At 62.5% G+C, this 23,886-nt stretch carries 24 protein-coding genes and 1 pseudogene; 7 read left to right on the top strand and 18 right to left on the bottom strand.

What is annotated here, in order from left to right; all coding sequences use genetic code 11:
• Positions 1-11 precede the first annotated feature (11 nt).
• A complete protein-coding gene (locus tag AC1DWA_RS19055; RefSeq protein WP_041814626.1) occupies positions 12-1,367 on the bottom strand; it encodes a sensor histidine kinase in 1,356 nt (451 codons plus the stop codon).
• Between the two features lie 24 nt (positions 1,368-1,391).
• On the opposite strand from AC1DWA_RS19055, the gene AC1DWA_RS19050 reads away from it, so the two are divergent.
• Together AC1DWA_RS19050 and AC1DWA_RS19045 are read left to right on the top strand one after the other, a co-directional pair.
• Positions 1,392-1,907 carry a DUF4352 domain-containing protein gene (locus AC1DWA_RS19050; RefSeq protein ID WP_019746807.1) on the top strand — a complete coding sequence of 172 codons (516 nt, stop codon included), beginning with the start codon at positions 1,392-1,394 and terminating at the stop codon, positions 1,905-1,907.
• A complete protein-coding gene (locus AC1DWA_RS19045; RefSeq protein WP_020906087.1) occupies positions 1,904-2,386 on the top strand; it encodes a hypothetical protein in 483 nt (160 codons plus the stop codon). The genes AC1DWA_RS19050 and AC1DWA_RS19045 overlap by 4 nt, the downstream gene beginning before the upstream one ends.
• On the opposite strand, the gene AC1DWA_RS19040 is transcribed toward AC1DWA_RS19045, so the two are convergent.
• Entirely contained in the window at positions 2,361-2,795 is a 435-nt protein-coding gene (locus AC1DWA_RS19040) for an OsmC family protein (RefSeq protein ID WP_003945839.1), read from the bottom strand. The genes AC1DWA_RS19045 and AC1DWA_RS19040 overlap by 26 nt on opposite strands.
• 98 nt (positions 2,796-2,893) lie before the next feature.
• Positions 2,894-4,117: a TetR/AcrR family transcriptional regulator gene (locus tag AC1DWA_RS19035; protein ID WP_050768644.1), complete on the bottom strand. Its 1,224-nt coding sequence runs from the start codon at positions 4,115-4,117 to the stop codon at positions 2,894-2,896.
• 338 nt (positions 4,118-4,455) lie between these two features.
• Between AC1DWA_RS19035 and AC1DWA_RS19030 the strand changes: the two genes are divergently transcribed.
• The 3 genes from AC1DWA_RS19030 to fadD5 all read left to right on the top strand — a co-directional run bounded on the left by AC1DWA_RS19030 (position 4,456) and on the right by fadD5 (position 7,906).
• Entirely contained in the window at positions 4,456-5,445 is a 990-nt protein-coding gene (locus tag AC1DWA_RS19030) for an NAD(P)H-dependent flavin oxidoreductase (RefSeq protein ID WP_020968363.1), read from the top strand.
• Positions 5,442-6,221, top strand: a complete 780-nt coding sequence (locus AC1DWA_RS19025; RefSeq protein ID WP_097387915.1) for an enoyl-CoA hydratase — start codon at positions 5,442-5,444, stop codon at positions 6,219-6,221. The genes AC1DWA_RS19030 and AC1DWA_RS19025 overlap by 4 nt, the downstream gene beginning before the upstream one ends.
• Before the next feature lie 95 nt (positions 6,222-6,316).
• A complete protein-coding gene (gene fadD5 / locus AC1DWA_RS19020) occupies positions 6,317-7,906 on the top strand; it encodes a fatty-acid--CoA ligase FadD5 (protein ID WP_020906085.1) in 1,590 nt (529 codons plus the stop codon).
• Positions 7,907-7,963: 57 nt separating this feature from the next.
• Here the strand turns inward: fadD5 and AC1DWA_RS19015 are convergent.
• From AC1DWA_RS19015 to AC1DWA_RS19000, 4 genes and pseudogenes are all read right to left on the bottom strand, one after another.
• A pseudogene (locus tag AC1DWA_RS19015) lies at positions 7,964-8,323 on the bottom strand (tRNA-specific adenosine deaminase); the annotation flags it as partial.
• A gap of 47 nt (positions 8,324-8,370) precedes the next feature.
• Positions 8,371-10,914: an ATP-dependent Clp protease ATP-binding subunit gene (locus tag AC1DWA_RS19010; RefSeq protein ID WP_003945604.1), complete on the bottom strand. Its 2,544-nt coding sequence runs from the start codon at positions 10,912-10,914 to the stop codon at positions 8,371-8,373.
• A gap of 297 nt (positions 10,915-11,211) precedes the next feature.
• Positions 11,212-12,102: an esterase/lipase family protein gene (locus tag AC1DWA_RS19005; protein WP_047888640.1), complete on the bottom strand. Its 891-nt coding sequence runs from the start codon at positions 12,100-12,102 to the stop codon at positions 11,212-11,214.
• Between the two features lie 5 nt (positions 12,103-12,107).
• Entirely contained in the window at positions 12,108-13,004 is an 897-nt protein-coding gene (locus tag AC1DWA_RS19000) for an esterase/lipase family protein (protein ID WP_044480521.1), read from the bottom strand.
• Between the two features lie 243 nt (positions 13,005-13,247).
• Here AC1DWA_RS19000 and AC1DWA_RS18995 point away from each other — a divergent pair, with 243 nt between their 5' ends.
• Positions 13,248-13,553 carry a DUF8017 domain-containing protein gene (locus AC1DWA_RS18995; RefSeq protein WP_477916921.1) on the top strand — a complete coding sequence of 102 codons (306 nt, stop codon included), beginning with the start codon at positions 13,248-13,250 and terminating at the stop codon, positions 13,551-13,553.
• A 226-nt stretch (positions 13,554-13,779) separates the two neighbouring features.
• On the opposite strand, the gene lysS is transcribed toward AC1DWA_RS18995, so the two are convergent.
• The 3 genes from lysS to AC1DWA_RS18980 are packed head-to-tail and all read right to left on the bottom strand — an operon-like array spanning position 13,780 to position 16,636.
• The gene (gene lysS / locus AC1DWA_RS18990) at positions 13,780-15,291 is read right to left on the bottom strand and encodes a lysine--tRNA ligase (protein ID WP_003945834.1); all 1,512 of its coding nucleotides are present in this window, start codon (positions 15,289-15,291) and stop codon (positions 13,780-13,782) included.
• An 11-nt stretch (positions 15,292-15,302) separates the two neighbouring features.
• Positions 15,303-15,806, bottom strand: coding sequence for an anthrone oxygenase family protein (locus AC1DWA_RS18985; protein WP_019746795.1), 504 nt, complete (start codon positions 15,804-15,806; stop codon positions 15,303-15,305).
• Positions 15,803-16,636: an NmrA family NAD(P)-binding protein gene (locus AC1DWA_RS18980; RefSeq protein WP_317831185.1), complete on the bottom strand. Its 834-nt coding sequence runs from the start codon at positions 16,634-16,636 to the stop codon at positions 15,803-15,805. The genes AC1DWA_RS18985 and AC1DWA_RS18980 overlap by 4 nt, the downstream gene beginning before the upstream one ends.
• Positions 16,637-16,716: 80 nt before the next feature.
• Between AC1DWA_RS18980 and AC1DWA_RS18975 the strand changes: the two genes are divergently transcribed.
• Positions 16,717-17,676: an AraC family transcriptional regulator gene (locus tag AC1DWA_RS18975; RefSeq protein ID WP_387405091.1), complete on the top strand. Its 960-nt coding sequence runs from the start codon at positions 16,717-16,719 to the stop codon at positions 17,674-17,676.
• Between the two features lie 21 nt (positions 17,677-17,697).
• Here the strand turns inward: AC1DWA_RS18975 and AC1DWA_RS18970 are convergent, their stop codons facing one another.
• The 8 genes from AC1DWA_RS18970 to AC1DWA_RS18935 form a co-directional block, all read right to left on the bottom strand.
• Positions 17,698-18,120: a rhodanese-like domain-containing protein gene (locus tag AC1DWA_RS18970; RefSeq protein ID WP_003945445.1), complete on the bottom strand. Its 423-nt coding sequence runs from the start codon at positions 18,118-18,120 to the stop codon at positions 17,698-17,700.
• Positions 18,117-18,635 (bottom strand): cysteine dioxygenase, encoded by a 519-nt coding sequence (locus tag AC1DWA_RS18965; RefSeq protein ID WP_019746792.1) that lies wholly within the window; start codon positions 18,633-18,635, stop codon positions 18,117-18,119. Before AC1DWA_RS18965 ends, AC1DWA_RS18970 begins: the two co-directional genes overlap by 4 nt.
• 261 nt (positions 18,636-18,896) lie before the next feature.
• Entirely contained in the window at positions 18,897-19,712 is an 816-nt protein-coding gene (locus AC1DWA_RS18960; RefSeq protein WP_019746791.1) for a type III pantothenate kinase, read from the bottom strand.
• A 3-nt stretch (positions 19,713-19,715) separates the two neighbouring features.
• On the bottom strand, positions 19,716-20,162 hold the full coding sequence (gene panD / locus AC1DWA_RS18955) for an aspartate 1-decarboxylase (protein WP_003945761.1): 447 nt from the start codon (positions 20,160-20,162) through the stop codon (positions 19,716-19,718).
• Between the two features lie 27 nt (positions 20,163-20,189).
• Positions 20,190-21,122, bottom strand: coding sequence for a pantoate--beta-alanine ligase (panC, locus tag AC1DWA_RS18950; protein WP_170320391.1), 933 nt, complete (start codon positions 21,120-21,122; stop codon positions 20,190-20,192).
• Positions 21,115-22,056, bottom strand: coding sequence for a Rossmann-like and DUF2520 domain-containing protein (locus AC1DWA_RS18945; RefSeq protein WP_019746789.1), 942 nt, complete (start codon positions 22,054-22,056; stop codon positions 21,115-21,117). The genes panC and AC1DWA_RS18945 overlap by 8 nt, the downstream gene beginning before the upstream one ends.
• Before the next feature lie 110 nt (positions 22,057-22,166).
• Positions 22,167-23,339 (bottom strand): DUF6779 domain-containing protein, encoded by a 1,173-nt coding sequence (locus AC1DWA_RS18940; RefSeq protein WP_477846418.1) that lies wholly within the window; start codon positions 23,337-23,339, stop codon positions 22,167-22,169.
• Between the two features lie 68 nt (positions 23,340-23,407).
• Complete coding sequence (locus AC1DWA_RS18935; RefSeq protein WP_153213529.1) at positions 23,408-23,875, bottom strand: DUF3180 domain-containing protein; 468 nt, start codon at positions 23,873-23,875, stop codon at positions 23,408-23,410.
• Between the last annotated feature and the right edge of the window lie 11 nt (positions 23,876-23,886).

Below are 23,886 nucleotides of genomic sequence, written 5' to 3'. Positions count from 1 at the left end.
GGGCGGGAGGGCTACGACGACCAGGGCACCCAGCAACTGACGAGGAAATCGTCCCCCAAGGCGCCTGCCTCCACCTTGCCGCCGATCTCTCGCGCCTGTTCGGCCAACCCGCGTAGGCCGGATCGTGAACCGATCGACGTCATGGGTGCAAGCTCGCTCAGTTTGTTGCGTGCGAGGATGCGGATTCCTTCGTGCGGCGACCCGGTCACGGAAATGACGAGCATCTGGTCGCTCGCGTACTTCTGGACGTTGGTCAACGATTCCTGAACGACGCGATAACAGACATGCCCCGCCAACATTCCGACATCACCCGGGAGCAACTCGGATTCGAGACGGCAGTGGATGCCTGCCGCGCGTGCACTGTTGACCAGGTCACCGATCGCGTCGATCCCCTGGTGCCCACCGTGTTCGCGGCGATCACCGCTTCCCCTGAGCACTCCGACGATTCCCTTCAATTCGTCCAAAGCCTCGTGCGCGGTGGTTCTGATCATCGCTGCGGTGTTGACGACCTTCTCGGGATTGTCTGCCGCGCTGACCTGCAACCCGCCGGCGAACAACGAGATCCGGCTCAAACTGGCCGCGATCGTGTCGTGCATGTCGCGAGCGATCCGCGTTCGTTCCTCGGTGCGAATCATCTCGTCGCGCATCACGTCGGTTTTCTCGGTGGCCAGATCCCGTACGTGCTCGGCCTCGACGAGTTCGGTTCTGGTCCGAATCAGGAGCGAGAGCGCCACGACAATGCCGACCATGACGGCAGCGACGAGCCACGGGATCCAGATGGCGACGTCGTATTGAACAACCACCGAACCGTCTTTGGGTTTCGCGGTGCCCATCGTGAGAACGGAGTACTCACGATTTCGAAAAGCGTCGTAGGTCAACGAAATTCCGCACACGACGAAGACAGCTGCCGCGGCTGCTGCAAGCCGAGGCCCACGCGCGATCCGAGCAACGGCGAACAACGCGATGAGCGCCGCCGTCGCATCGGTGGGGAAGAACAGCGGGCCGACCAGCGTGATCGCCAGAACCACCCAGGGATGTTGATGGCGCCAGACAAGCGATATCCCACCGGCCACGCCCAGGACGAACCCGATCCCGACCAATGCCGGTGGCATATTTCCCGACGCGCCTGCGATGCCCACCGTCATGAAGGAACAGAAAAGGCTGAACGCGACGGCGGCGGTAGTCCATACGCGTCGTCGCACAACGGTTCCTTTGGTGGTGATCACCGAGCAAGCGTATCCACCGCCACCGACGCCTCGAATCAGCCGAACGGGTGGACGAACCGTCAAGCTCCGACCGAAAGGATGAGGCTCCCCGATCTTTCGACCGAAGCGGTGAGCGGTCCCCACATCGTTGACTTGTGCCATACCAACTCTCGAAAGGCGCACATCATGCGATCACTCCGTACTCCCCTCGCCCTCCTCGCCGTCGGCGCAGCCCTGTTCGCAACCATCGCCTCTGGCGAGACCGACGAAGCGAAGAAGGTCGACGACAACGGTTCTTCCGCCGCACCCGCGGCTGCCTTCGGCATCGGTGACGTCGTCGAACTGGGCGACTGGCGCGTCCAGGTACACGGCGTTGTCGATCCCTATGTCTCGACCAATCAGTTCATCACCGCGGATCCCGGAAACCGCTACGTCGTGGTCGACACCGAGGTCACCAACAACAGCGACAAGCCGTCGACTGTGTCATCGATGATGTGCTTCGAACTGCAGGACTCGACCAACAAGTCGTACAACATCACGTTCACCGACAGCAGCACGTCGAGTGTCGACGGAGAGCTTGCGCCGGGTGCAGCCAAGCGAGGCGAATTGGCGTACGAGGTCCCCGAAGCCGCCACCGGTCTTCGCCTTCAGTTCAAGTGCGACCTGTTCTCGTCCGGCTCGGCAACCATCAACCTGTCGTGAACCGCCCGGGCGATCTGCTGCTGAGTCCGTGGGCGCTGGTCTCGGTGGCCGTCATCTTGGTCAACGACCACGTACTCAAAGGGGCATTCGGGAACACGATGACGGGCAAGCTGTCCGACGTCGCCGGCGTGTTCCTGTTTCCCTTGCTCCTGCTCTCGGTTCTCGAGGTGCTCAGACGAAAGCTGGCGGGGCGAGCAGCGATCGCCTGGTCCATCGCGGTCACGGGCATCGGCTTCGCCGCGGTGAAGACGGTCTCGCCGATCGGCGACGCGTACGAGTGGGTGATCGGGTTTTTCCGCTGGACCGCAGGAGGATTCCGCGGCGAGCTCTTGCCGATCGTGGTCTTTCGTGATCCCTCGGATCTGTGGGTGCTCCCGATATTGTTCGCAAGCTACCTGGTCGTCACACACAACCGCACTCGGGCGCCGCAGGGGGCGCCCGAGCACGAGGTGATCAGTCCAGTGCCGCATCCAACGTGATGTCGACGCCGGTCAGCGCCTTGCTGATCGGGCACGTTTCCTTGGCCGCCTGGGCAACCTTGGCAAAACCGTCGGCGTCGAGGCCGTCGACCTCGGCGCGAACGGTGAGCTTGATTCCGGTGAGCTTGAAGCCGACCGTGTCGGGGCCCAGCGACACGTCTGCGGTGATGTCGAGGCTCTGCGGAGTTCCGCCGGCCTCGGCGATCAGTGCCGACAACTGCATCGCGTAGCAGGACGAATGTGCCGCGGCGATCAGTTCTTCGGGGCTGGTGGTTCCGCCGGCTTCCTCAGCTGCGCGCTTGGGGAACGACACATCGAAGGTCGCGACACCCGAGCTGGTGAGTTCGACCTGTCCCGACCCGGCTTCGAGGGTGCCGTTCCAGGCGGTGCGTGCGGTACGAGTTGGCATTGCTGTCCCTACTTCCGTCTTCACATGATTCGGTGAACGCCTTGCGATCACGAACCTACCCGCGATACGTGAAGTCACACCTACTGTTTCGGACTGCGCTACCCCAGGAGAGTCGCGGTCAGCAATTTCTCGACGCGTGCTTGCGCGGAGTTCTCCGAGGAAAAGTGCACGATCCTGCCGATGTCGAAGACCAGACCGAGCGCCGCGTGGACGAGGAACCGCGCTTGGACGATCGTCAACTCCGGCCGCGCCTCGACGCACAAGTGCGCCCACTCCTCCACGTTGAGCCGCTGGATGTTCCGCAACTCGGTCCGCGACCGGTCCGGCAAGCTGCCGATCTCGGCGAAATAGACTGCCAACAGTTCGCTTCTGCCGAACGACACCTCGACGTACATCTTGGCCAATGTCTCTACGGCCGCGAGTGGTGTCTCCGACTCCGCCAACGCCGAACCCAACGTCATCGTCAGGCGATCGGACGCCCGATAGAAAGCCGCGGCGAGTAGATCGGCTTTGCTCGCGAAGTGCCGGTACACGCTCGACGCGTTGATACCCGCTGCAGCGCCGATCTCCTCGATACTCACGTCGTGATAGCCGCGCTGATCGAACAGCAATACGGCTTCCTGAAGCAGCACTTCACGTTTCGATGTCCGAGCAAGACCGGGTTTGCGTTCGGGCGCCGCTTTCTTCCCGCTGTCCTTCGCACCAACGGGCAACTCGACGCCGATGACCGACCAACAAGCTGCGAGAATCAACGATTCGATCTGCTTGGCGGACAACGCCGATCGATGACCGGTGATACTGGCGATCACGCTGAGCACAGCCGGTGCGATCAGCTCGACGTCGGCCGGGTCCAGTTCCGGGCGCACTGCGGCCAACGGCCCGGCAATCCGAAGATTGAGCGTGCGCATTCCCTCCCGCAATTGCTCACGATCCTCGTCGACCAGGTACCGGCCCTCCCAACGGTAGAGCCCTCCCCTACGCCGATTCTCGATCGTCGCGCGGATGACCCCCACCATGGTGGAGTTCAACTGCTCGCGTGGATCGTCGTTTCCGTGTACCGCGGGATCGCTGGCATCCAGCAACGCCTGGGTCAGGTTGTTCACGGTGTAGACGAACAGCGCGTATTTCGTGGGGAAATGACGATAGAGGGCCGGTCCGGAGATTCCGACCTTCGCTGCGATCTCGTCGATGCCGACCGCGTGGTAGCCACGTTCACTGAATGCCTCCGCGGCAGCGGCCGCGATTTGGGCCTTCCGATTCTTCGGACGCGTTCGTGGTGCAGAGCCACTGCCGCTCACGGAGACGCGTGTCTGTCCGGGCACCTGACCCTCCACTTCCGTTGCTTTCTTCCGCTGCCTTCGTCCGCTGCACCGCACTTCTACGGGCGCGAGTCCGAACGGACCATGTTAACCGTCGCGAAGGTCGCAATTCGCGCCCGGTACGGCTTCACCCGAAACCCTACAACGCGGCTGTCACGGCGGACGGATTCCGGAAAAAGAGTCTTGACACCCGCTCTCACACCGGTGTTATGTTAGTGATGATTCGCACAAACTTGCACGCAGTCCGCTGGCGGGCTCGTTCCATGCAGCGCAGGATTTTTCTTCGCCTGCAATAGGGTTCGATGCCGATTGACCGATCGTAAGAAAGTAGTTGTGAGCAGATGATTCGCACTCGCTTCACCGAGATGTTCGGCGTAGACCATCCGATCGTGCAGGGCGGCATGATGTGGGTAGGACGCGCAGAACTTGTTGCGGCCACGGCAAATTCCGGCGCCCTGGGGTTCCTGACCGGCCTTACCCAACCCACTCCGGAAGACCTCGTCAAGGAAATTGCTCGGACCCGCGATCTCACCGACAAGCCTTTCGGCGTCAATCTCACGATTCTGCCGTCGATCACGCCGCCGCCGTACGCCGAATATCGCCAGGCGATCATCGAATCCGGGATCAAGATCGTCGAGACGGCCGGTTCCAATCCGATCGATCATCTTCCGCATTTCAAGGACGCGGGCGTGAAGGTGATCCACAAGTGCACTGCAGTTCGTCACGCGGTCAAGGCCGAGAGACTGGGCGTCGACGCCGTCAGCATCGACGGCTTCGAATGCGCCGGACACCCAGGTGAAGACGACATACCAGGGCTGATTCTGATTCCGGCGGCCACGCAGCAACTCACGATTCCGGTGATCGCGTCAGGCGGAATCGCAGATTCCCGCGGACTCGTCGCGGCGCTTGCGCTCGGAGCAGACGGCGTCAACATGGGAACTCGATTCATGTGCACCGTGGAATCTCCTGTAGCACAATCGGTTAAAGAGCAGATAGTCGCCAACACCGAGCGTGACACCAAGCTGATTTTCCGGACTCTGCACAACACCGCACGCGTAGCAGCGAATGCGATCAGCGCCGAAGTCGTCGACATCGAGGCGCGCGGCGACGCGCAGTTCAGCGACATCCAGCATCTGGTCGCCGGGGCACGCGGGCGCAAGGTCTTCGAAGACGGCGATCTCGATGCAGGCATCTGGTCCGCCGGGCAAAGCCAAGGGTTGATCAACGACATCCCGACCGTCGCCGACATGATCGACCGCATGGTCGCGGAGGCCGAACACCTCATCACCTCACGGCTTTCCGGATTCGTCACCGCTGTGAGCGCGGCATGACCGCCACCGCCGAGACGGGCTTCCGCTCCGAAATCACCGACGGTGTACTGCGATTGACCTTCGACCGCCCGAAGCGGATGAACGCGATCGATCTACCCACGATGACTGCTTTCGCAGCCGCCGTGAGAGAGGGAGGCGCAGACCCGAGAGTTCGTACCATCGTGATCACCGGATCCGGTCGAGCGTTCTGCACCGGAGCCGATCTTGCGGCAGCGGCCCTCAACCCCGCAGACCCGAAAGTTGTCATGGATGCCGCGACTTCTCTGATTCGCGCCATCACCAGCGCCCCGGTCCCGGTGATCGCCGCGGTCAACGGCCCGGCAGCCGGCGTCGGAGTGTCCATCGCCCTGGCCGCGGACCTGACGTACGCAGCATCGAGCGCCTATTTCCTCCTCTCGTTCGTCAACATCGGCCTGATGCCCGACGGCGGCGCCAGTGCGCTGGTGCCGGCAGCGATCGGACGTGCCAGAGCGGCCGAGATGGCGTTGCTGGGCGAGCGGGTTTCCGCCGAGGACGCAGAGCGTTTCGGGCTCGTGTCCCGCACCGTCGCAGACGACGCGTTCGACGCACTCGTCGACTCGGTCGTCGATCGCACGTCGAAGGCTCCCCGACGCGCACTCGAACTCACCAAGCGCGCACTCAATGCGGCGACGCTGGACCGCCTCGATGCCGCGTTGGAGATCGAAAATACCGGTCAGGCAGAACTTCTCACCGGCGACGACTTCAAAGAAGGCGCGATGGCGATGCTGCAGAAGCGCGCACCGCACTTCAAGTAGTCGTTGCGAATTTTCGTTAACAAAACCACTGTGAGAATCGACGGCTCACTGTAGCCTGAGTCACACAATCACCCACGCATGAGAGGAACCCATCGATGGCCTCCACCGATGCAGTCTCCGAGGCGCAGCGTTCACGCCGCACCAACTGGAACAATCAGATCGCCAGGCATGCGCAGATGATTCCCGATCGCACCGCGCTGCGATTTTTGGGCGATTCCATCACCTGGAGCACCCTCGACGCGCGCGTCGAGAAGCTGGCAGACGCTCTAGCCCGACGCGGCGTCAGCTTCGGCGACCGCGTGCTCATCCTGATGCTCAATCGCCCCGAATACCTCGAGATCGTGCTCGCGACCAACGCACTGGGCGCGATAGCTGTTCCGGTGAACTTCCGTCTCACGCCACCCGAGGTCGCTTACCTGGTCAACGACTCCGGCTCCAAAGTCATTGTCGCCGAAGGACCATTGGCTCCACTGGCCGGAGCGGCGCGTGCCGTGTCAGAGGGTATCGACATCTCCATCACCGTAGGAGCCCCCGCCGAGGGTGACAGCCTGAACTACGAGGACCTGATCAGCGAGGCGGGCGAGCCGCACGCGTTCGTCGACATCCCGGACGACACTCCTGCACTCATCATGTACACCTCGGGAACCACCGGTCGCCCCAAGGGTTCGGTGCTCTCCCACTCCAACCTGTCTTCGCAAGCATTGACCTGTATCAGGGCCTTCCACCTGTTCAATGCCGATTCCATCGGCTTCTGCGCGTCGCCCATGTTCCACATCGCTGCCCTCGGTTCCATCGCGCCGAGCCTGCAACTCGGCACGACCACGGTGATCCATCCGGTCGGCGCATTCGACCCTGGTCAACTACTCGACATTCTCGAAGCCGAGAAGGTCACCAGCTTGTTCCTCGTGCCCGTGCAATGGCAGGCCGTGTGCGCAGTGCAGAAGGCGCAACCTCGAGCACTGTCGCTGAAGAACATCTCGTGGGGCGCCGCACCATCGTCCGATACCATCCTGCGGGCAATGGCCGAAACCTTCCCGGACGCATTCAATGTCGCAGTCTTCGGTCAGACCGAGATGTCGCCCATCACTTGCGTTCTCGACGGTGAGGATGCGATTCGCAAGCTCGGATCTGTCGGTCGGGTCATCCCGACCATTTCGGCCAGGGTCGTCGACGAGAACATGGACGACGTGGCGCCCGGTGAAATCGGTGAAATCGTCTACCGCGGGCCCACGATGATGAGCGAGTACTGGAACAACCCCACCGCCACCGCTGACGCCTTCCACGGTGGATGGTTCCACTCCGGCGATCTCGTTCGAGTCGACGACGAAGGCTTTGTCTACGTCGTCGATCGCAAGAAGGACATGATCATCTCCGGCGGAGAGAACATCTACTGCGCCGAAGTGGAAAACGTTCTCTACGAACACGAATTGATCGTCGAAGCGGCCGTCGTCGGTCGCCCCGACGCCAAGTGGGGTGAGGTGCCGGTAGCGATCGTCGCGATGGCGCCAGGTTCAGCCGTGGACCTGACCATCGAGGAACTGAGCAGCTTCCTCAATGATCGTCTCGCGCGTTACAAGCACCCGAAGGACATCGTCGTCGTGGAAGCGCTGCCGCGCAATGCAAGCGGCAAGGTCGTCAAGGGCGAACTGCGAGAGAAGGTTCGAGCGGTCGACGCAGTTTCCTGACTCCACACGCAAACGGGCGGCACCTCCACCGAGGTGCCGCCCGTTAACCTGTGCCTTTCAAGCACTCTGCGAATGCAACTTCCGATGCAGTTCTCGCACCAACGGAACCAACTCCGGCACCGGACCTTCGACCGGGACGTTCGGCGCAACCTCGTTGACGGACAGAGACTTCACCGGCGCCGGGGCCGCACCCCACTCCGCGAGCCAGTCGCCGAGTTGAGCCGAAGAGCAGATGTAGACGATACGTCCGAGGCCCACCCATGCGTGCGCAGCCGAACACATCGCGCAGTGCTCTCCCGAGGTGAATACCGTTGCCGTCGAACGCTCTTCCGGCGTCAGATACTGAGCCGCCCACCGAGCCAGCTCGAACTCGGGGTGGCGAGTGTTGTCGCCGCCCGCGATCCTGTTTCGATCTTCGGGCGGCACCGGTGAGGTGCCGCCCGTTCGTTAATTACTCTGCTGTACTACTCTGCTGCGCTTTCGCTTTCGCCGGCCTTGGTCAGCTCGATCGGCGGTGCGTCCGGCACGTCGATCGGCTTCTTGGTAGGCGTGAACGTGAACTTCGCGTCCTCGCCCGAGCCTTCGCCGTCCCAGTTCTCGACGTCGACGAGCACGATGTGGCCGGGTCCGATCTCTCCGAAGAGGATCTTCTCGGACATCTGGTCCTCGATCTCGCGCTGGATGGTGCGACGCAGCGGTCGTGCACCCAGTACCGGATCGAATCCGCGCTTGGCCAGAAGCGACTTGGCCTTGTCGGTGACCTCCATGGCCATGTCCTTGTTCTTGAGTGCCGCCTCGACGCGAGCGAGCATCAGGTCGACCATCTGAACGATCTGCTCGTTCGTGAGCTGATGGAAGACGACGATATCGTCGATACGGTTCAAGAACTCGGGACGGAAGTGCTTCTTCAGCTCGTCGTGAACCTTGAGCTTCATGCGCTCGTAGTTCGACTCCGTGCCCGTTCCCGAGCTGAAGCCCAGGCCGACTGCCTTGGAGATGTCCGACGTACCGAGGTTGGACGTGAAGATCAGCACCGTGTTCTTGAAGTCGACGGTACGTCCCTGACCGTCGGTGAGACGGCCGTCCTCGAGCACCTGCAGGAGGGTGTTGTAGATCTCCTGGTGTGCCTTCTCGATCTCGTCGAACAGCACAACGCTGAACGGCTTGCGGCGCACCTTCTCGGTGAGCTGGCCACCCTCTTCGTATCCGACGTACCCGGGAGGGGCACCGAACAGACGCGAAGCGGTGAAGCGGTCGTGGAACTCGCCCATGTCGATCTGGATCAGAGCGTCGTCGTCGCCGAACAGGAAGTTGGCGAGCGACTTCGCGAGCTCCGTCTTACCGACACCGGACGGGCCGGCGAAGATGAACGAGCCCGAGGGACGCTTGGGATCCTTCAGACCTGCACGCGTACGACGGATCGCCTTCGAGACGGACTTGACTGCCTCTTCCTGGCCGATGATCCGCTTGTGCAGTTCCTCTTCCATGCGGAGCAGACGAGTGGTCTCCTCCTCGGTGAGCTTGAAGACGGGGATACCGGTCCAGTTGCCCAGAACCTCGGCGATCTGCTCGTCGTCGACCTCGGCGATGACGTCCAGGTCGCCCGCACGCCACTGCTTCTCACGCTCAGCACGCTGAGCAACGAGGGTCTTCTCCTTGTCACGCAGGTTCGCAGCCTTCTCGAAGTCCTGCGCGTCGATCGCGGACTCCTTCTCGCGACGCGCGTCGGCGATGCGATCGTCGAATTCGCGCAGGTCCGGCGGTGCAGTCATCCGACGGATGCGCATTCGCGCGCCCGCCTCGTCGATGAGGTCGATCGCCTTGTCCGGCAAGAAGCGGTCGTTGATGTAGCGGTCGGCCAGCGTCGCCGCTGCCACGAGAGCACCGTCCGTGATGGAGACACGGTGGTGAGCCTCGTAGCGGTCACGAAGACCCTTGAGGATCTCGATGGTGTGCTCGACGGTCGGCTCGCCCACCTGAACGGGCTGGAAACGACGCTCGAGAGCGGCATCCTTCTCGATGTACTTGCGGTACTCGTCGAGAGTGGTAGCACCGATGGTCTGCAGCTCACCGCGGGCAAGCTTGGGCTTGAGGATGGAGGCCGCGTCGATAGCGCCCTCGGCCGCGCCCGCACCAACGAGGGTGTGCAGCTCGTCGATGAACAGGATGATGTCTCCGCGGGTGTTGATCTCCTTGAGAACCTTCTTCAGGCGCTCTTCGAAGTCACCGCGGTAACGGCTGCCGGCCACGAGCGACCCGAGGTCGAGCGTGTACAGCTGCTTGTCCTTGAGGGTCTCGGGGACCTCACCGTTGACGATTGCCTGAGCCAGGCCCTCGACCACAGCGGTCTTACCGACACCGGGTTCACCGATGAGAACCGGGTTGTTCTTGGTACGACGCGAGAGAACCTGCATGACGCGCTCGATTTCCTTCGAGCGGCCGATGACCGGGTCCAGCTTGCCTTCGAGGGCAGCTTGCGTCAGATTGCGACCGAACTGGTCGAGCACGAGCGAGGTGGACGGCGTGCCGGCCTCTCCGCGGGTGCCACCGGTTTCGGTGGGCTCCTTGCCCTGGTAGCCCGACAGCAGCTGGATGACCTGCTGGCGGACACGGTTGAGATCGGCACCGAGCTTGACCAGAACCTGGGCTGCTACGCCCTCACCCTCACGGATGAGACCGAGCAGAATGTGCTCCGTACCGATGTAGTTGTGTCCGAGCTGCAGCGCTTCGCGCAGACTCAGCTCGAGGACTTTCTTGGCGCGCGGTGTGAAGGGGATGTGACCGGACGGAGCCTGCTGGCCCTGGCCGATGATCTCCTCGACCTGGCTGCGGACTCCCTCGAGGGAGATACCCAACGACTCCAACGACTTGGCTGCAACACCTTCGCCCTCGTGAATGAGGCCGAGAAGGATGTGCTCCGTGCCGATGTAGTTGTGGTTGAGCATCCTGGCTTCTTCTTGAGCCAGGACAACAACGCGCCGCGCGCGATCGGTGAACCTCTCGAACATCGCTCTCCCTCACACTCTCCGGCGGGCAGGTTCGAGACCGGATGTCTCGTCCCTGGTCGCCGCGTTTCGCTCCGGCACTACAGACTGATCGCCTCGCCGGTCAGCGGACTGACGTCCACGAATCGACAAAGGTTGCACGACCCCACTTATTACTCTAGAGGGCGCGAAGTCCACCTGCTGCTCCTCCACCCGATTGGCGGCGGAAGCCGGACTGCTTACCGTTCACAACGTCGCAGCTGAGGGAATCGTTTCCCGGTTCCTGTACGCCTGAAGCGAACAGCGATTTTCGACGCCTGATCAGCCGAATATCGGGAGTACCCGAGTGCACGGCACCTCACGCGGATTCGACGGATCAAGCGCGTTGAGCGTCAGAGTCGCCGTTCGCTGCGACGCCACCAGCGCGATGTGATCCGACAGGTCCTGCTCGCAACCGTCCTGAACAACTATGTTCGACGCGTTCGACGCGGCCAGTATTCCGCTGCTGTACGGAACGACCACTTGATCGAACCGAGTCACGATGTTGGTGTACTCGACGTCATCGGAGTAGACGCCCGCGTCGCGCAGTTCGGTCACGAAGGTGGCGTTGTCGAAATCCGGTCCCCCGACGCCTTCCGGCGGCCCGACCTCCGAGCCGTCCCACAACGGAGCGATGGAGACGATCTTGGAAACCTTCGCGTCGCCGCCGAGAAACTTGGCGTAGTACGCACTGACCGTCGTCCCCTGAGAGTGTCCGATCAGGTCGACCTTCGAGGCACCCGTCGCAGAGAGAACGTCATCGACGAAGTCCGACAGCTGCCCTGCGCTGTCTCCGAGTGGTGCGAGACCGCCGGCTGCGGAAATCGGCCACGGCTGGTCCGTTCGATTCCCGAAGGTGAGCGCGAAAACGCAGTATCCCTCGTTGGCCAGTACGGGTGCGAGTACACCCCAATTGGTCTGACGGTTGGCCGCCGTCCCGTGCACCAGGACGACTGGATCAGGATGAGCAGCGGAAGGCGTGCACGAGAAGTCGTTGGTGCCAGGGGCCGATCCGCCCGGGTTCGTCGCTTCGAGGGCGATTCCGCTGAAGAAACCGGACGGAACGGGAAGAGGTTCGTTCGCCGACGCAAGAGGTGCGGCGGTCGCGGCCACGGCACCCGCCAGAGCGAGCGCACCCACGCATGTTCGAATCCCCACCGAAGGCCTCCACATATTGATCAACCCACGACGGGCAATACCGAGTTGCACGGTACCGGCCGCTGATGCGCGGGATCGAGTGCATTGAGAGCAAAAGTCGCCGCGCGCAGCGACGCCGCGATGGCGAGATGATCGGAGATGTCTTGCTCACAACCGTCCTGGACGACGATGTTGGTTGCGTTCGGCCCGGGCTCCAGCCCATTTGTATACGGCAGCACCAGTTCGTCGTAGCGCGTCGTGATGTTCGTGTAGTGAACGCCCGGCGCGTAAACGCCTCCCGCACGGAGATTTTCGATGAACTCCGAACCGGCCCCCATGTTCAGGCACGCCTTGCAGATCGGGAATCCTGCCTGTGCCGCCTCGGATACCCCGAGTTCGCGAAGGCTGCGGCCGATACTTGCCTGCTCGTTTCCGAGGGTTCCCTTCCACAGCGATGCCACCGAGACGATGTTGTCCACTTTGTCGGCACCGCCGAGGAACTTCGCGTAGTACCCGTTGATGATCGTGCCTTGCGAATGCCCGACGAGATCCACCGACGTTGCGCCCGTAGCGCCCAGAACTTGATCGACGAAATTCGACAATTGTGCTGCGCTGGAAGGAATTTCCTGCATTCCACCGATGGCCGACAACGGCCACGGCTGCTCGGGGAAGTTGCCGTACGTCAGCGCGAAGACGCAGTAGCCCTCGTTGGCGAGCAACGGCGCATAGGTGGCCCAGTTGGTCTGCCTGTTTCCACCCGTTCCGTGAACGAGCACAACCGGATTGGGATGTTCGGCAGTAGGTTTACACGAAAAGTCATTGGATCCAGGAGCTGAACCGCCAGGATTTCCCAACTCCTGAGGAACACCGGCAAGGAAGGCATTGGGCACGGGCAACGGGGCCTGAGCCGAAGCCACGGAGGTGAACCCGACAAGCATCAGAGCGGCAAGAACCACGCCCCCGAACAACCCGATCCTTCGATAAGCAGCGACAATAGCACCTGGACAAACGTCCTGTCTTGGCTCGTCCGGATGATTGGGACTGATCTCCGCCGGGTATGCCAGTCGACTTGTCTTGCGACAAAGACAGTGCCGATACATTCCTTGCGGCGCATCGGGGGATGCATCCAGACGGGGGAATCATGACAGACGACGACTCGAGAAAGACCTCTACCGAGCGCAATCTTCGCCTCCAAGAACGGCACTCTCGCCAGCATCGCGTACAGCGGACCCACGAATTTCACCATCTCCGGACGCCCTGCGATCCGGTACACCGCAACCGTCACAGATATCCCGGCGGACAACGAATGCGATCCGCCCTCAGCACAATTCGATGTCGTCACCACACCCGGATACTCCACAGCCGAGGTCATGGTCTTCCTTGTCCAGTCGGATCAGGGACTACCTGACGCACTCAACCAGGGCACGATCGACCAAATCATCGCAACAATTCGAAAGTCCGAAACTCAGGCGACCACGCATGGATGAATCCTTTGCCGCAGGCGAATGTCGTTGGGAATAAATCGAATCCCAACTACGAGCGCTCCCCGCTGAGCTGATCGAGCTGAAGAATTCACCCAGATTCATCTGGTTTTCGGCACCGCCGATAGCCGACGACGACGCCGACTGTGAACCGTATCGAATACCTTGGGAGCGCCCCAACTGAAAAAGGTTCGGCCGCAACATGTGCGGCCGAACCTTGATCGAAGTAAAGCTAGCGAGCGGACGGACGAACGATCGGGAAGAGAATCGTCTCGCGAATACCGAGACCCGTCAAAGCCATCAGCAGTCGATCGATTCCCATGCCGGTGCCGGTGGTCGGCGGCATGCCCTGTTCCATCGCGGCGAGGAACTCCTCGTCCAGCACCATCGCTTCGTCGTCGCCTGCCGACGCGAGGCGCGCCTGGTCGACAAAGCGCTCACGCTGGATGACCGGGTCGACAAGTTCGGAGTAGCCGGTCGCCAACTCGAATCCGCGGATGTACAGGTCCCACTTCTCGGTGACACCCTTCTTGCTTCGGTGATCACGGGTCAGGGGCGACGTCTCGACCGGGAAGTCACGGACGAACGTCGGCACGTACAGCTGATCGCCGCACTGGTGCTCCCACAACTCCTCGACGAGCTTGCCGTGGCCGTAGCCCTTGTCCTTGGGAACCTCGAGGCCTACCTTCTCCGCCAGAGCGAGAAGCTCGTCGACCGTCGTATCCGGCGTGACCTCGGTGCCGATGGCCGCCGACAGCGACGGGTACATCTCGAGAACCTGCCACTCGCCACTTACGTCGTACTCGGAACCGTCGGCGAGGGTGAGGACCTGCGTGCCGAATGCTTCCTGCGCAACTTCCTGGACGAGTTCACGAATCATCTTCGCGGAATCGTCGTACGTGCCGTAGGCCTCGTACGTCTCGAGCATCGCGAACTCGGGCGAGTGAGTGGAGTCGACGCCCTCGTTGCGGAAGTTGCGGTTGATCTCGAAGACCTTCTCGATACCGCCGACGACGCAACGCTTGAGGAACAGTTCCGGCGCGATACGCAGGTACAGGTCGATGTCGAGGGCGTTGGAGTGTGTGACGAACGGGCGAGCTGCCGCGCCGCCGTGCAGCGTCTGCAGCATCGGCGTCTCGACCTCGAGGAAGCCGCGGCTCTCGAGCGCATTGCGCAGCGCACGGACAACAGCGACGCGCTTGCGGGCGTTGTCGCGAGCCTCGGGGCGAACGATCAGATCCGCGTAGCGCTGACGCACCCGGGACTCTTCGCTCATCTCCTTGTGAGCAACCGGCAGGGGGCGCAGCGACTTGGATGCGATCTGCCAGGCGTCGGCCATCACGCTGAGCTCGCCGCGACGGGAGCTGATGACCTCACCGTGGATGAAGACGAAGTCGCCGAGGTCGACGTCGGACTTCCAGGCAGCCAGTGCCTCTTCGCCGACGCCGGCGAGGCTGATCATGGCCTGCAGCTGGGTACCGTCGCCTTCCTGCAGAGTCGCGAAGCACAACTTGCCGGTGTTGCGCATGAAGATGACGCGGCCGACGACGCCGACCAGCACGCCAGTCGCCGTGTCCGGCTCGAGTTCCGGGTACTCCGCGCGGATCTGCGCGAGCGTGTGGGTGCGATCGACCGAAACCGGGTACGCCTCCTGCCCCTGCGCGAGGATCCGCTCACGCTTCTCGCGCCGGATACGGAGCTGCTCGGGGGTGTCGTCGACTGGCTGGGCTTCTACATCACTCACGGGGTACAAGACTACTGGGCCGTGTCCACCGCGTTTGTTGCTGGTAGCACCGCGGCGACCGCGAGCACGATTCCCGACAGGAGGTACAGCGCAACCCTGACGTGATTCCACACCGTCCAACCCGCCTCGTACGACGCCCATGCGGCTGCATCGGTAGCGCTGACCGAGGCAAAAGCGTCGTTGCGGGGGACGTGGTAGATCGCTGTCACCGCGAAGGACGCGAGCACCCCGACACAACCGACAACGGCAAGGACCCAGCCGTCCGGTCTGGAGATCGCTGCCCAGATTCCGGCGGCGATCGCGGTGAGCGCCGATCCGACGAGTGGCAGCATCAAGGCGCTCCGCGGTGCTTCGACGTTGATCGCCTGCATCGACGTGATCGCGGCGTGTGCATCGACCGACCGCAGAGCGGGCATTACGAAGGACGAGAACGCGAACAACGCACCACCGGCAACGAGCGCGCCGAGCGCAGTCACGCCGACGAGCAACTCCAAGAAGATCTCGGATTTCTTCACGACCAGACCCCCGTTCGAGCAGCCTCGGCGGCAAAAGTGGTGAAATCTCGAGCGGGTCGTTCCAGGACCTCTTCGACGACGCCGGTCACACTTTGATTTCGTCCGTCGAGAACCTCGGCAAACAAGTAAGTGAGCAACTCCACGACATCACTCGGGACGCCAACTTCTGCCATGCCGTCGGAAAACTGTTGCAGTCCAATTCTTTCGAATGACACCGCACGCCCCGACGCCGCCGAAATCGCCTCAACGGCCTCCGCGAAGGTGAGCAACTCCGGACCCGTCACCTCGAGAACTCGGCCGAGGAGGTCGGTTCGAGTCAATGTGGCCACCGCCACGTCAGCGAGATCGTCGACGTCGATGAACGGCTCCCCCACCTCACCGACCGGAAGTTCCAGGTGGCCTTCCCGAATCGGATCGAGTAGATACCCCTCACTGAAGTTCTGGGCAAACCAGCTGGCCCGCACCACAGCCCATTCCAGACCGGTGTCGGCCAGAACCTGCTCGGCTTTCTGCGCCGCCGGTTCACCGCGCCCGGACAGGAGCACCATGCGACGAACCCCTTCGCGGTACGCAAGCTCCGCGAGTTCCTCGATGTGGGTGCTCGATTCCGGCACTGCGAGGTCCGGCGCATAGGTCACGTATGCCGCTTCGACACCGGACATCGCGGGCTGCCACGTCGTCTGATCGTTCCAGTCGAAACGCGTCCCGGATGTTCTCGACGCGATTCGGGTACGGATTCCCACCGCCGTCAGCCTCTGCGCAACGCGCGCACCGGTCTTACCGGTACCACCGATCACTACTGCCGATTGAATGTCGCTTGTTGTCGTCATGTACTCATTCGACCGCGGAGCGTCAATACGATCCATAGTCGAAGGTCGCAAAAACATACGTCAGCGTCTACCGTCGAAACATGGATGCATTGTCGATGATGCTGGCCGGGTCGCGGGCGGAGGGCGCTTTTCTGCTGCGCTCGCTGCTCGATCCACCGTGGTCATTACGTATCGAGGACCACGCACCGATCACCGTGCTGGTTCTGGTTCGCGGAAGCGCAGTCGTCGTCTCCGACACCGGACAGACAGAAGATCTCGAGGCCGGCGACATCGCACTCCTGCGCGGCCCCGACCCCTATACGGTCGCCGATCACCCGGACACCCCGGTCCACGTACTCATCGACGAGGCACAAAACTGCGCCGCAGTCGACGGATCACCACTCGAGGACATGTCGGTTCTCGGCGTTCGCACCTGGGGCAACTCGACCAGTGGCCAGACCGTCATGCTCACGGGCACATACCGTTTGGACTCCTATGTCAGCCGTCAGATCCTCGACAGCCTGACACCCGTCGCGGTAGTGCGACGCAGCCTGGAAACCACGCCGATGACGACGCTTCTGGAACAACAGATCGCCGCCGACGGGCCAGGACAAGAAGTGTTGTTGGACAGGCTCCTGGACCTGGTCCTGATCTCGGCGGTCCGTACATGGTTCGCCGAGAACCCCAATCGATCACCGCGATGGATCAAGGCCTACGAGGATCCCGTCATCGGGCATGCCTTGCGGCTCATACACAATCGGCCGGAACACCCCTGGACGGTCGCGAGCCTGGCCCAGGAGTCCGGCAGCTCACGAGCGGCCTTCGCGCGCCGGTTCACCGGTCTCATGGGGATCGGACCCGTCGGCTATCTGACCGAGTGGCGCTTGTCGGTGGCGGCGGATCTACTCGCAGACCCGGCACGAACGGTGTCCTCGATCGCGCGAGAAGTGGGCTACTCGAGCCCCTTTGCGCTCACGACGGCCTTCACCCGCCATCACGGAATGAGCCCGAAGATCTACCGCCAGACCCGCTGTGCGCCTTTATTAACCGCCCGCGGTTAATAAAGGCGCACAGCAAATACCTCAATGAGCCGAAACCGCCGCCAACTCGCGGGAGCAATGACGCACTCCGCTGAGAGCACCGAGCAGTCCGGCGGCCTTGATCGCCTGGTACCCGCCCACGAGATCGGTTGCCTTGTGCAGACCCAACTGCTGCAACGACGCTGCGGCCAGGCTCGAGGTGTAGCCCTCGGAGCAGACGATTACCCACTCGACGTCGTGGTCGGTGGCCAACGCGAGGTGTGCGCTGCTGGTGGGGTCGAGTCGCCACTCGAGAACGTTTCGCTCGATCGCGAGTGCACCGGGGAGAGTTCCCTCGATGGCGCGCTGCGCCTGCGGGCGAATGTCGACGAAGATCGCGCCGCGATGGAAGGCTTCGGTGAGCTGGAAGACGTACATACGATCGATCTGTGCGCGAGCGTCGTCGAGCATTTGGTCGATGGTCATTTGGTGCCCCCCTCGGGCAGGTCGGTCAGCTCGGTACGGGTGCGACGAAGAGTCCGGTGATCCGTCACTTCGTAGAAGGACATTGCCGTCAGCGGCGGCGAGTAAGCGTGAACACTCAGAGTCGGTGCATCAGAGCTGATTTCGATCGGAGCACCAGGAACATCCGTCGAACGCACGACATCGTGAACCCAGCCGAGCGGGAAAGAAGCCTGATCGCCGGCGTCGAGCTGGCGTTCCACCAGGGCGTCACCGGCCCAACGGAATTCGGTGAGAGAACCACTGAGGACGGTCAATGCGCCGAACGAGCCTGCGTGGTCGTGCAATTCGGTGTTGCGTTCGGGTACCCAGCTGATGAGCCACACATCGACGTCGTCGTCCGCATGCAGGCGAGTGGACCAACGATCGAGCGTCGGGAAGGCGTCGGGAATGAGGTGGTCGAAACGGCCGTCGAGCACGCCGTTCGCTCCCTCGTCGGTCAGTCGCAGCAAATCGGCCGGGCGAAGTCGGGTAGGCAACGACGCACCACTCGGACGGCGTCCGGACGCCCCACGATTAGCGCTACGACCTGCGGAAACAGCACGATCAGCAGCGAGAGTAGGGGTCAAAACAGAGAGATCTGCAGAATATGTGGATAGCACGAGCTAGCTCCAAGGAATGTGAATTGGTCAAGGCAGCGGTCAGCCTCGACAACACTCCTGAGCACCCACGCAGCGATTCACGAGCACCATTGTGGCATAACTTTTGCAATCGCGAAACTGCTGGAACGAAACCATCGATCAGGCGACCGGTCGTCGACCGGATCCACGACGCGCCTGATTGCGCTCGAAGACCAACCTCAGCCCCTCGAGAGTGAGGTCCCGTTCGAGGTGATCGATAGTGTCGGATTCGGGAATGATCAGCGGTGCGCTGTCCCCGGTTGCGATCACGGAGACGTCGTCACCACCGAACTCCGGCAGTTCGTCGCGTACGCGGTTGACCAATCCGTCAACGAGGCCGGCAAAGCCGAATACCGCACCGGACTGCATGCATTCGACGGTGTTCTTGCCGACCACCGAACGCGGGCGCACCAATTCGACCTTGCGCAGCGCAGCGGACTGCGACGCCAAGGCATCGGTCGAGATCTCGAGTCCGGGCGCGATGCAGCCGCCCAGAAACTCACCCTTGGCGGAAACGACGTCGACACAGGTCGACGTACCGAAGTCCACGACAATGCACGGACCCTCGTAAAGATGGTGAGCGGCAAGACTGTTGACGATCCGGTCGGCTCCCACCTCTTTGGGGTTGTCCACCAGCAGTGGCACACCGGTGCGAATACCCGGTTCGACCACCACGTGGGGAACGTGACCCCAGTACCGCTCCAGCATCACGCGGATTTCACGCAAGACGGACGGCACTGTCGACAGCGCCGCAACGCCGGTGATCTCATCGACATGAGTACCCAACAGCCCACGGAAGGTCAACGCCAACTCGTCGGCAGTCATCCGAGGGTCGGTTCGCATTCGCCAGTCCTGCAACAGCTTCGAATACTCACCAGTCCCGGAGAACAATCCCAGAACGATATTGGTGTTCCGCACGTCGACCGTGAGCAGCATGGATTACACCAGGCTGGATTCGCGCGAGGCCTCGAGTGTCGACAGCATGCGCGGGGTGATCAGACCCGAACCCTCCGGCGCGTGAGCCGGGTCTGAGCCGAGTTCGATCTGCTTGTTGTCGGCATCGACGAAGACGACGCGCGGGGAGTATTCCTTGACTTCCTGCTCGTTCATCACGCCATAGGCGATGAGGATTACCAGGTCGCCCGGCTTGACCAGATGCGCTGCCGCACCGTTGATTCCGATGACACCGGTTCCGCGCTCGCCGGCGATGACGTACGTCTCGAGACGCGCACCGTTGTCGATGTCGACGATGCACACCTGTTCGCCTTCGAGGAGGTCTGCGGCGTCCATCAGATCCTGGTCGACGGTGACGGAGCCGACGTAATGCAGGTCGGCGTGAGTCACGGTGGCGCGGTGGATCTTCGACTTCATCATTGTGCGAAACATATCCAGGTCCTTACTCGTGAAAAGTGCTCAGTGAGACAGCAGGTCGTCGATGGCGTCGGCGGATGGGTCGGTGTCACGCTCGAGGAACCCGGTTCCCACCGCGACACCGACGTTGTCGATCAAACGGGTGGTTCCGAGCTTGGCGGCCACCAACAGTCGGCCGTCACCTCTCTCGGGCGCGGGGCCCAGATCGACGCCCCGAACCTCGAGGTAGTCGACCTCGATTTCCGGAACAGCTGCCAGAACAGCGCGTGCGGTTTCCAGAATTGCTTCCGCTCCCCCGGACGCCGCGTGTGCACCGGCGATCAGAGCAGCGGAAAGCGCGACCGCTGCAGCGCGCTGGCCCTCGTCGAGGTAGCGATTGCGAGAGGACAACGCGAGGCCGTCGAACTCGCGGACCGTCGGAACTCCGATGATCTGTACATCGAAGTTGAGATCCCACACCATCTGACGGATGAGCGTCAGCTGCTGGTAATCCTTCTCACCGAAGTAGGCGTGATTGGGTGCCGCGATCTGCAGCAGCTTCGCCACAACCGTCAGCATTCCGGCGAAGTGAGTGGGGCGCGCTCCGCCTTCGAGTTCGCTACCCAACGGGCCCGGCACGATGGTGGTGCGCTGGCCCCGCGGGTACATCGTCTTGGCGCTCGGCGCGAACACCAATTCGACGCCCTCGGCGCGAAGCAGGTCGAGATCCGCATCGAGAGTGCGCGGGTACGCGTCCAGGTCTTCGCCCGCACCGAACTGGAGCGGGTTCACGAAGATGGAAACGATCACGACGGCGCCGGTGACCTTGGCCTGACGAACCAATTCGATGTGGCCCGCATGCAACGCACCCATCGTCGGAACGAGCGCCACCTGACGCCCGACACCTCGCAGTGCCCGCGAGACGCGCCGAAGCTTGTCCGGATCGTGGTGCACCGTCAGTTCGCCGCGCTTGTATCCGCCCTGCAGATCACTCACGACGGTCACCTCCCGTTTCAGTCAAGATGTCGAACAATTCGGTGGGGGCGCCCACCCGCTGGGCCGATCGCAAGGACATCGCCCGATAGCCGGCAGCGAGCTCCGGATCCAGTTCTGTCAGTACGCGCAAATGTGTGTCGACGGCAGCAGCGTCGCCGCGTGCCACCGGACCGGTCAACGCCGAGGGACCGCGTCGTAGCGCGTTGTCCAAGGCTGCCGACAGCAGCGGCTGCAGGACACGCTCGGCCACTCCACCCGGATCTCCGTCGACCAACTGTTGACCGAGCAGCTCGTCACCTTGCAACGACGCTCGCAGCGCCTCGACGGCGTCGACCACGAGCGTGACCAGGTGATTACTGCCGTGAGCCAGTGCCGCGTGGTAGAGCGCTCGGTTCTCCTCGCGCACTCGGACGGGCTCGCCGCCGATCTCGAGGACCAGTGACTGCGCGATCGCGTAACCGATGTCGTCGGCAGCAGTGATTCCGAAGCATGCCGACGACAGCCGTGCGGTGTCCTCGTCGTGACCGGTGAACGTCATCGCCGGATGGATAGCCAAGGGCAGCGCGCCGAGTTCGGTGAGCGGAGTCAGGATCGCGATGCCGTTGGCACCGGACGTGTGGGCGACGAGCGTGCCCGGCTTGACGGCTTGGGTGGCCGCGAGACCTCGCACAAGATCCGCAAGCTGGTCGTCAGGGACGGCAAGAATCAGCAGTTCTGAGCGAGCTGCGACGTCGGCGGCCGGAAGAATTTCGGTATCGGGAAGCCGCTTCACAGCGCGGGCAACCGAGGCACTAGAGACGGCGGAGCAAGCGCTGACAACATGACCGGCTCGCTCCAATGCGGCACCGACAGCTGTTCCGACCCGTCCTGCTGAGACAATTCCTACCGTCAAGCGCGCAGGTGCAGGCCCATTAGTGATCCCGAAGGAAGTCACCGGATTCCTCTCGTTCGTTCCAGTCCCGCTCGGCGGGTACCAGACGTTCTGCGTCCGAGGATATCCTTCGCCCGAACCGTCATGCCATGGCCGGGCGAGTGATCTGCGACTCAGTCCTCTCGGCGACGACGTCGACCGGAGCCTTCGGACGGGTTGTTCGAACTCAGGTTCGCCATTATTTCGGCGACGGTCAACCCGTTGGAATGAGCACCGCTCGCGGCATCTTCCGGAGCGGCACGGCGACGACGGCGCGGCTCTGCGTCAGGCTCCGCAGCGGGTTCAGCTTCCGTGACAATCTCGGGAACAACCTCGGGCGCCTCTTCGACGACAGCGTCTTCGATGACGGCGTCTTCGATGTTCGGGGCCTGGGCGGGAGCCTTGACTTCAGGCTCGACGGGCGCGACCGGCTCCGGATCATCCTTCACTGGAACGTCTTTCACCGTTCGTGTCGGCGAGGAACTCACAGTGGAACCTACTGGGGAACTCGCTGGGGAACTCTTCGGTGCCTGGTTCCCGCTCTGATTCTGTGGCCTCTGCGTCTCTTGTGGCTTCTGCGTCTCTTGTGGCTTCTGCGTCTCTTGTGGCTTCTGCGTCTCTTGTGGCTTCTGCGTCGGTATGACGCGCGGCGCCACGAAGCTGCTGTCGCGCCACGACGTCTCAGCGAACACGACGGTTGTCTCAGCAGTCACCGGATCGTCGTTGGGCGAGGCCAAGCCGCCGACGTTCGGTGCCGGTTGGCTGGGTCCGTTCTGGCCGGCGCCGGGAACGTACAACCCCGACGGTGCCGGCTGGTACGCGCCGTACGAACTACCGCCAAGTTCCGGTACTCGCGTCGAATCGGTCTTGAGCGCGGTCTGTTCGGGCAGCAGTCCACCTTCGAACAGTGCTTCGAGGTTTCGGCGCAGCGCCACCAATTCGGCGCGCAGCCCGGCCAGTTCCTCCGCGTCCGCGGTCACCTCACGTCGCACGCGACCTTCGACGCTCAGTTCGTACTCACGTCGAGCCGAAATTTCACGTTCGAGCTGCAGTTCGTACACGGTCTGCAGATCGGCAACCTTGGCTTTGTCCAGTGCCGACTCACGCCGATACTTGGTCATGGCGATAGCGCCGAGGGTGGCTGCCCACAGAGCGACGACCAGTCCCACCCGAAGAAGCTGAACGCTGTTGCTGAAGATCAGAAACAGCGAAGCAATGACAGCAAGTGCCAGAAGAGCAGCAATGATCATCTGGCTCGCGCTGCGCTTGCTTCGGCGCGCAGACTTCGATCGACCAGAATTTGTCATGGTTGCCAGGGTACTTGCCGAGACCGGGGTCGCCACGTACCTCGGTGGGTGATTTGCCGACCAGGCTGTCAGTGCGCGGGCTCGTCAGGTGTATCTTCCGGCGTCTTGCAACAATGTTCGAGCCACAGAGCTGCCGCTACCAGCGCAATTGCGGCGCCCAACCCCACCCACGCGCCCGGCGTGTCGGAGGCTGCGGCCTGCAGAACCGAGCGTTGTGGGATGAGATACACCAGCACTCCGACCCAGACACCGACGGTAGCTGAACCGACCAAAGCGGATGCTTTGGCCAATGCCAGCGCTCGGGCGGCAGTGATGGGATGAAGCTGTCTGAGCCCGTCACCCACCTGACGATTCTTGACGCGCGAACGAATGACAAAAGCGAAGACGGCCTCGGCAACGGCCACGAAGTACAGCGACGCTCCCGCATAAACAGGGATCGGCGGCATCGAACCGTAGAACACGCGAATCAGAATCCAGGTGGCCACAGCGGCAACCGCAGCCAGAACCGCGAGTTCACTGATCCGGGTCGGCTTCAAACCCTTACCTT

Source organism: Rhodococcus sp. P4_F3_2 (genome assembly GCF_056401335.1).
Note: the sequence above shows the minus strand (reverse complement) of the source record. Positions and strands in the feature narration are given on the sequence as shown.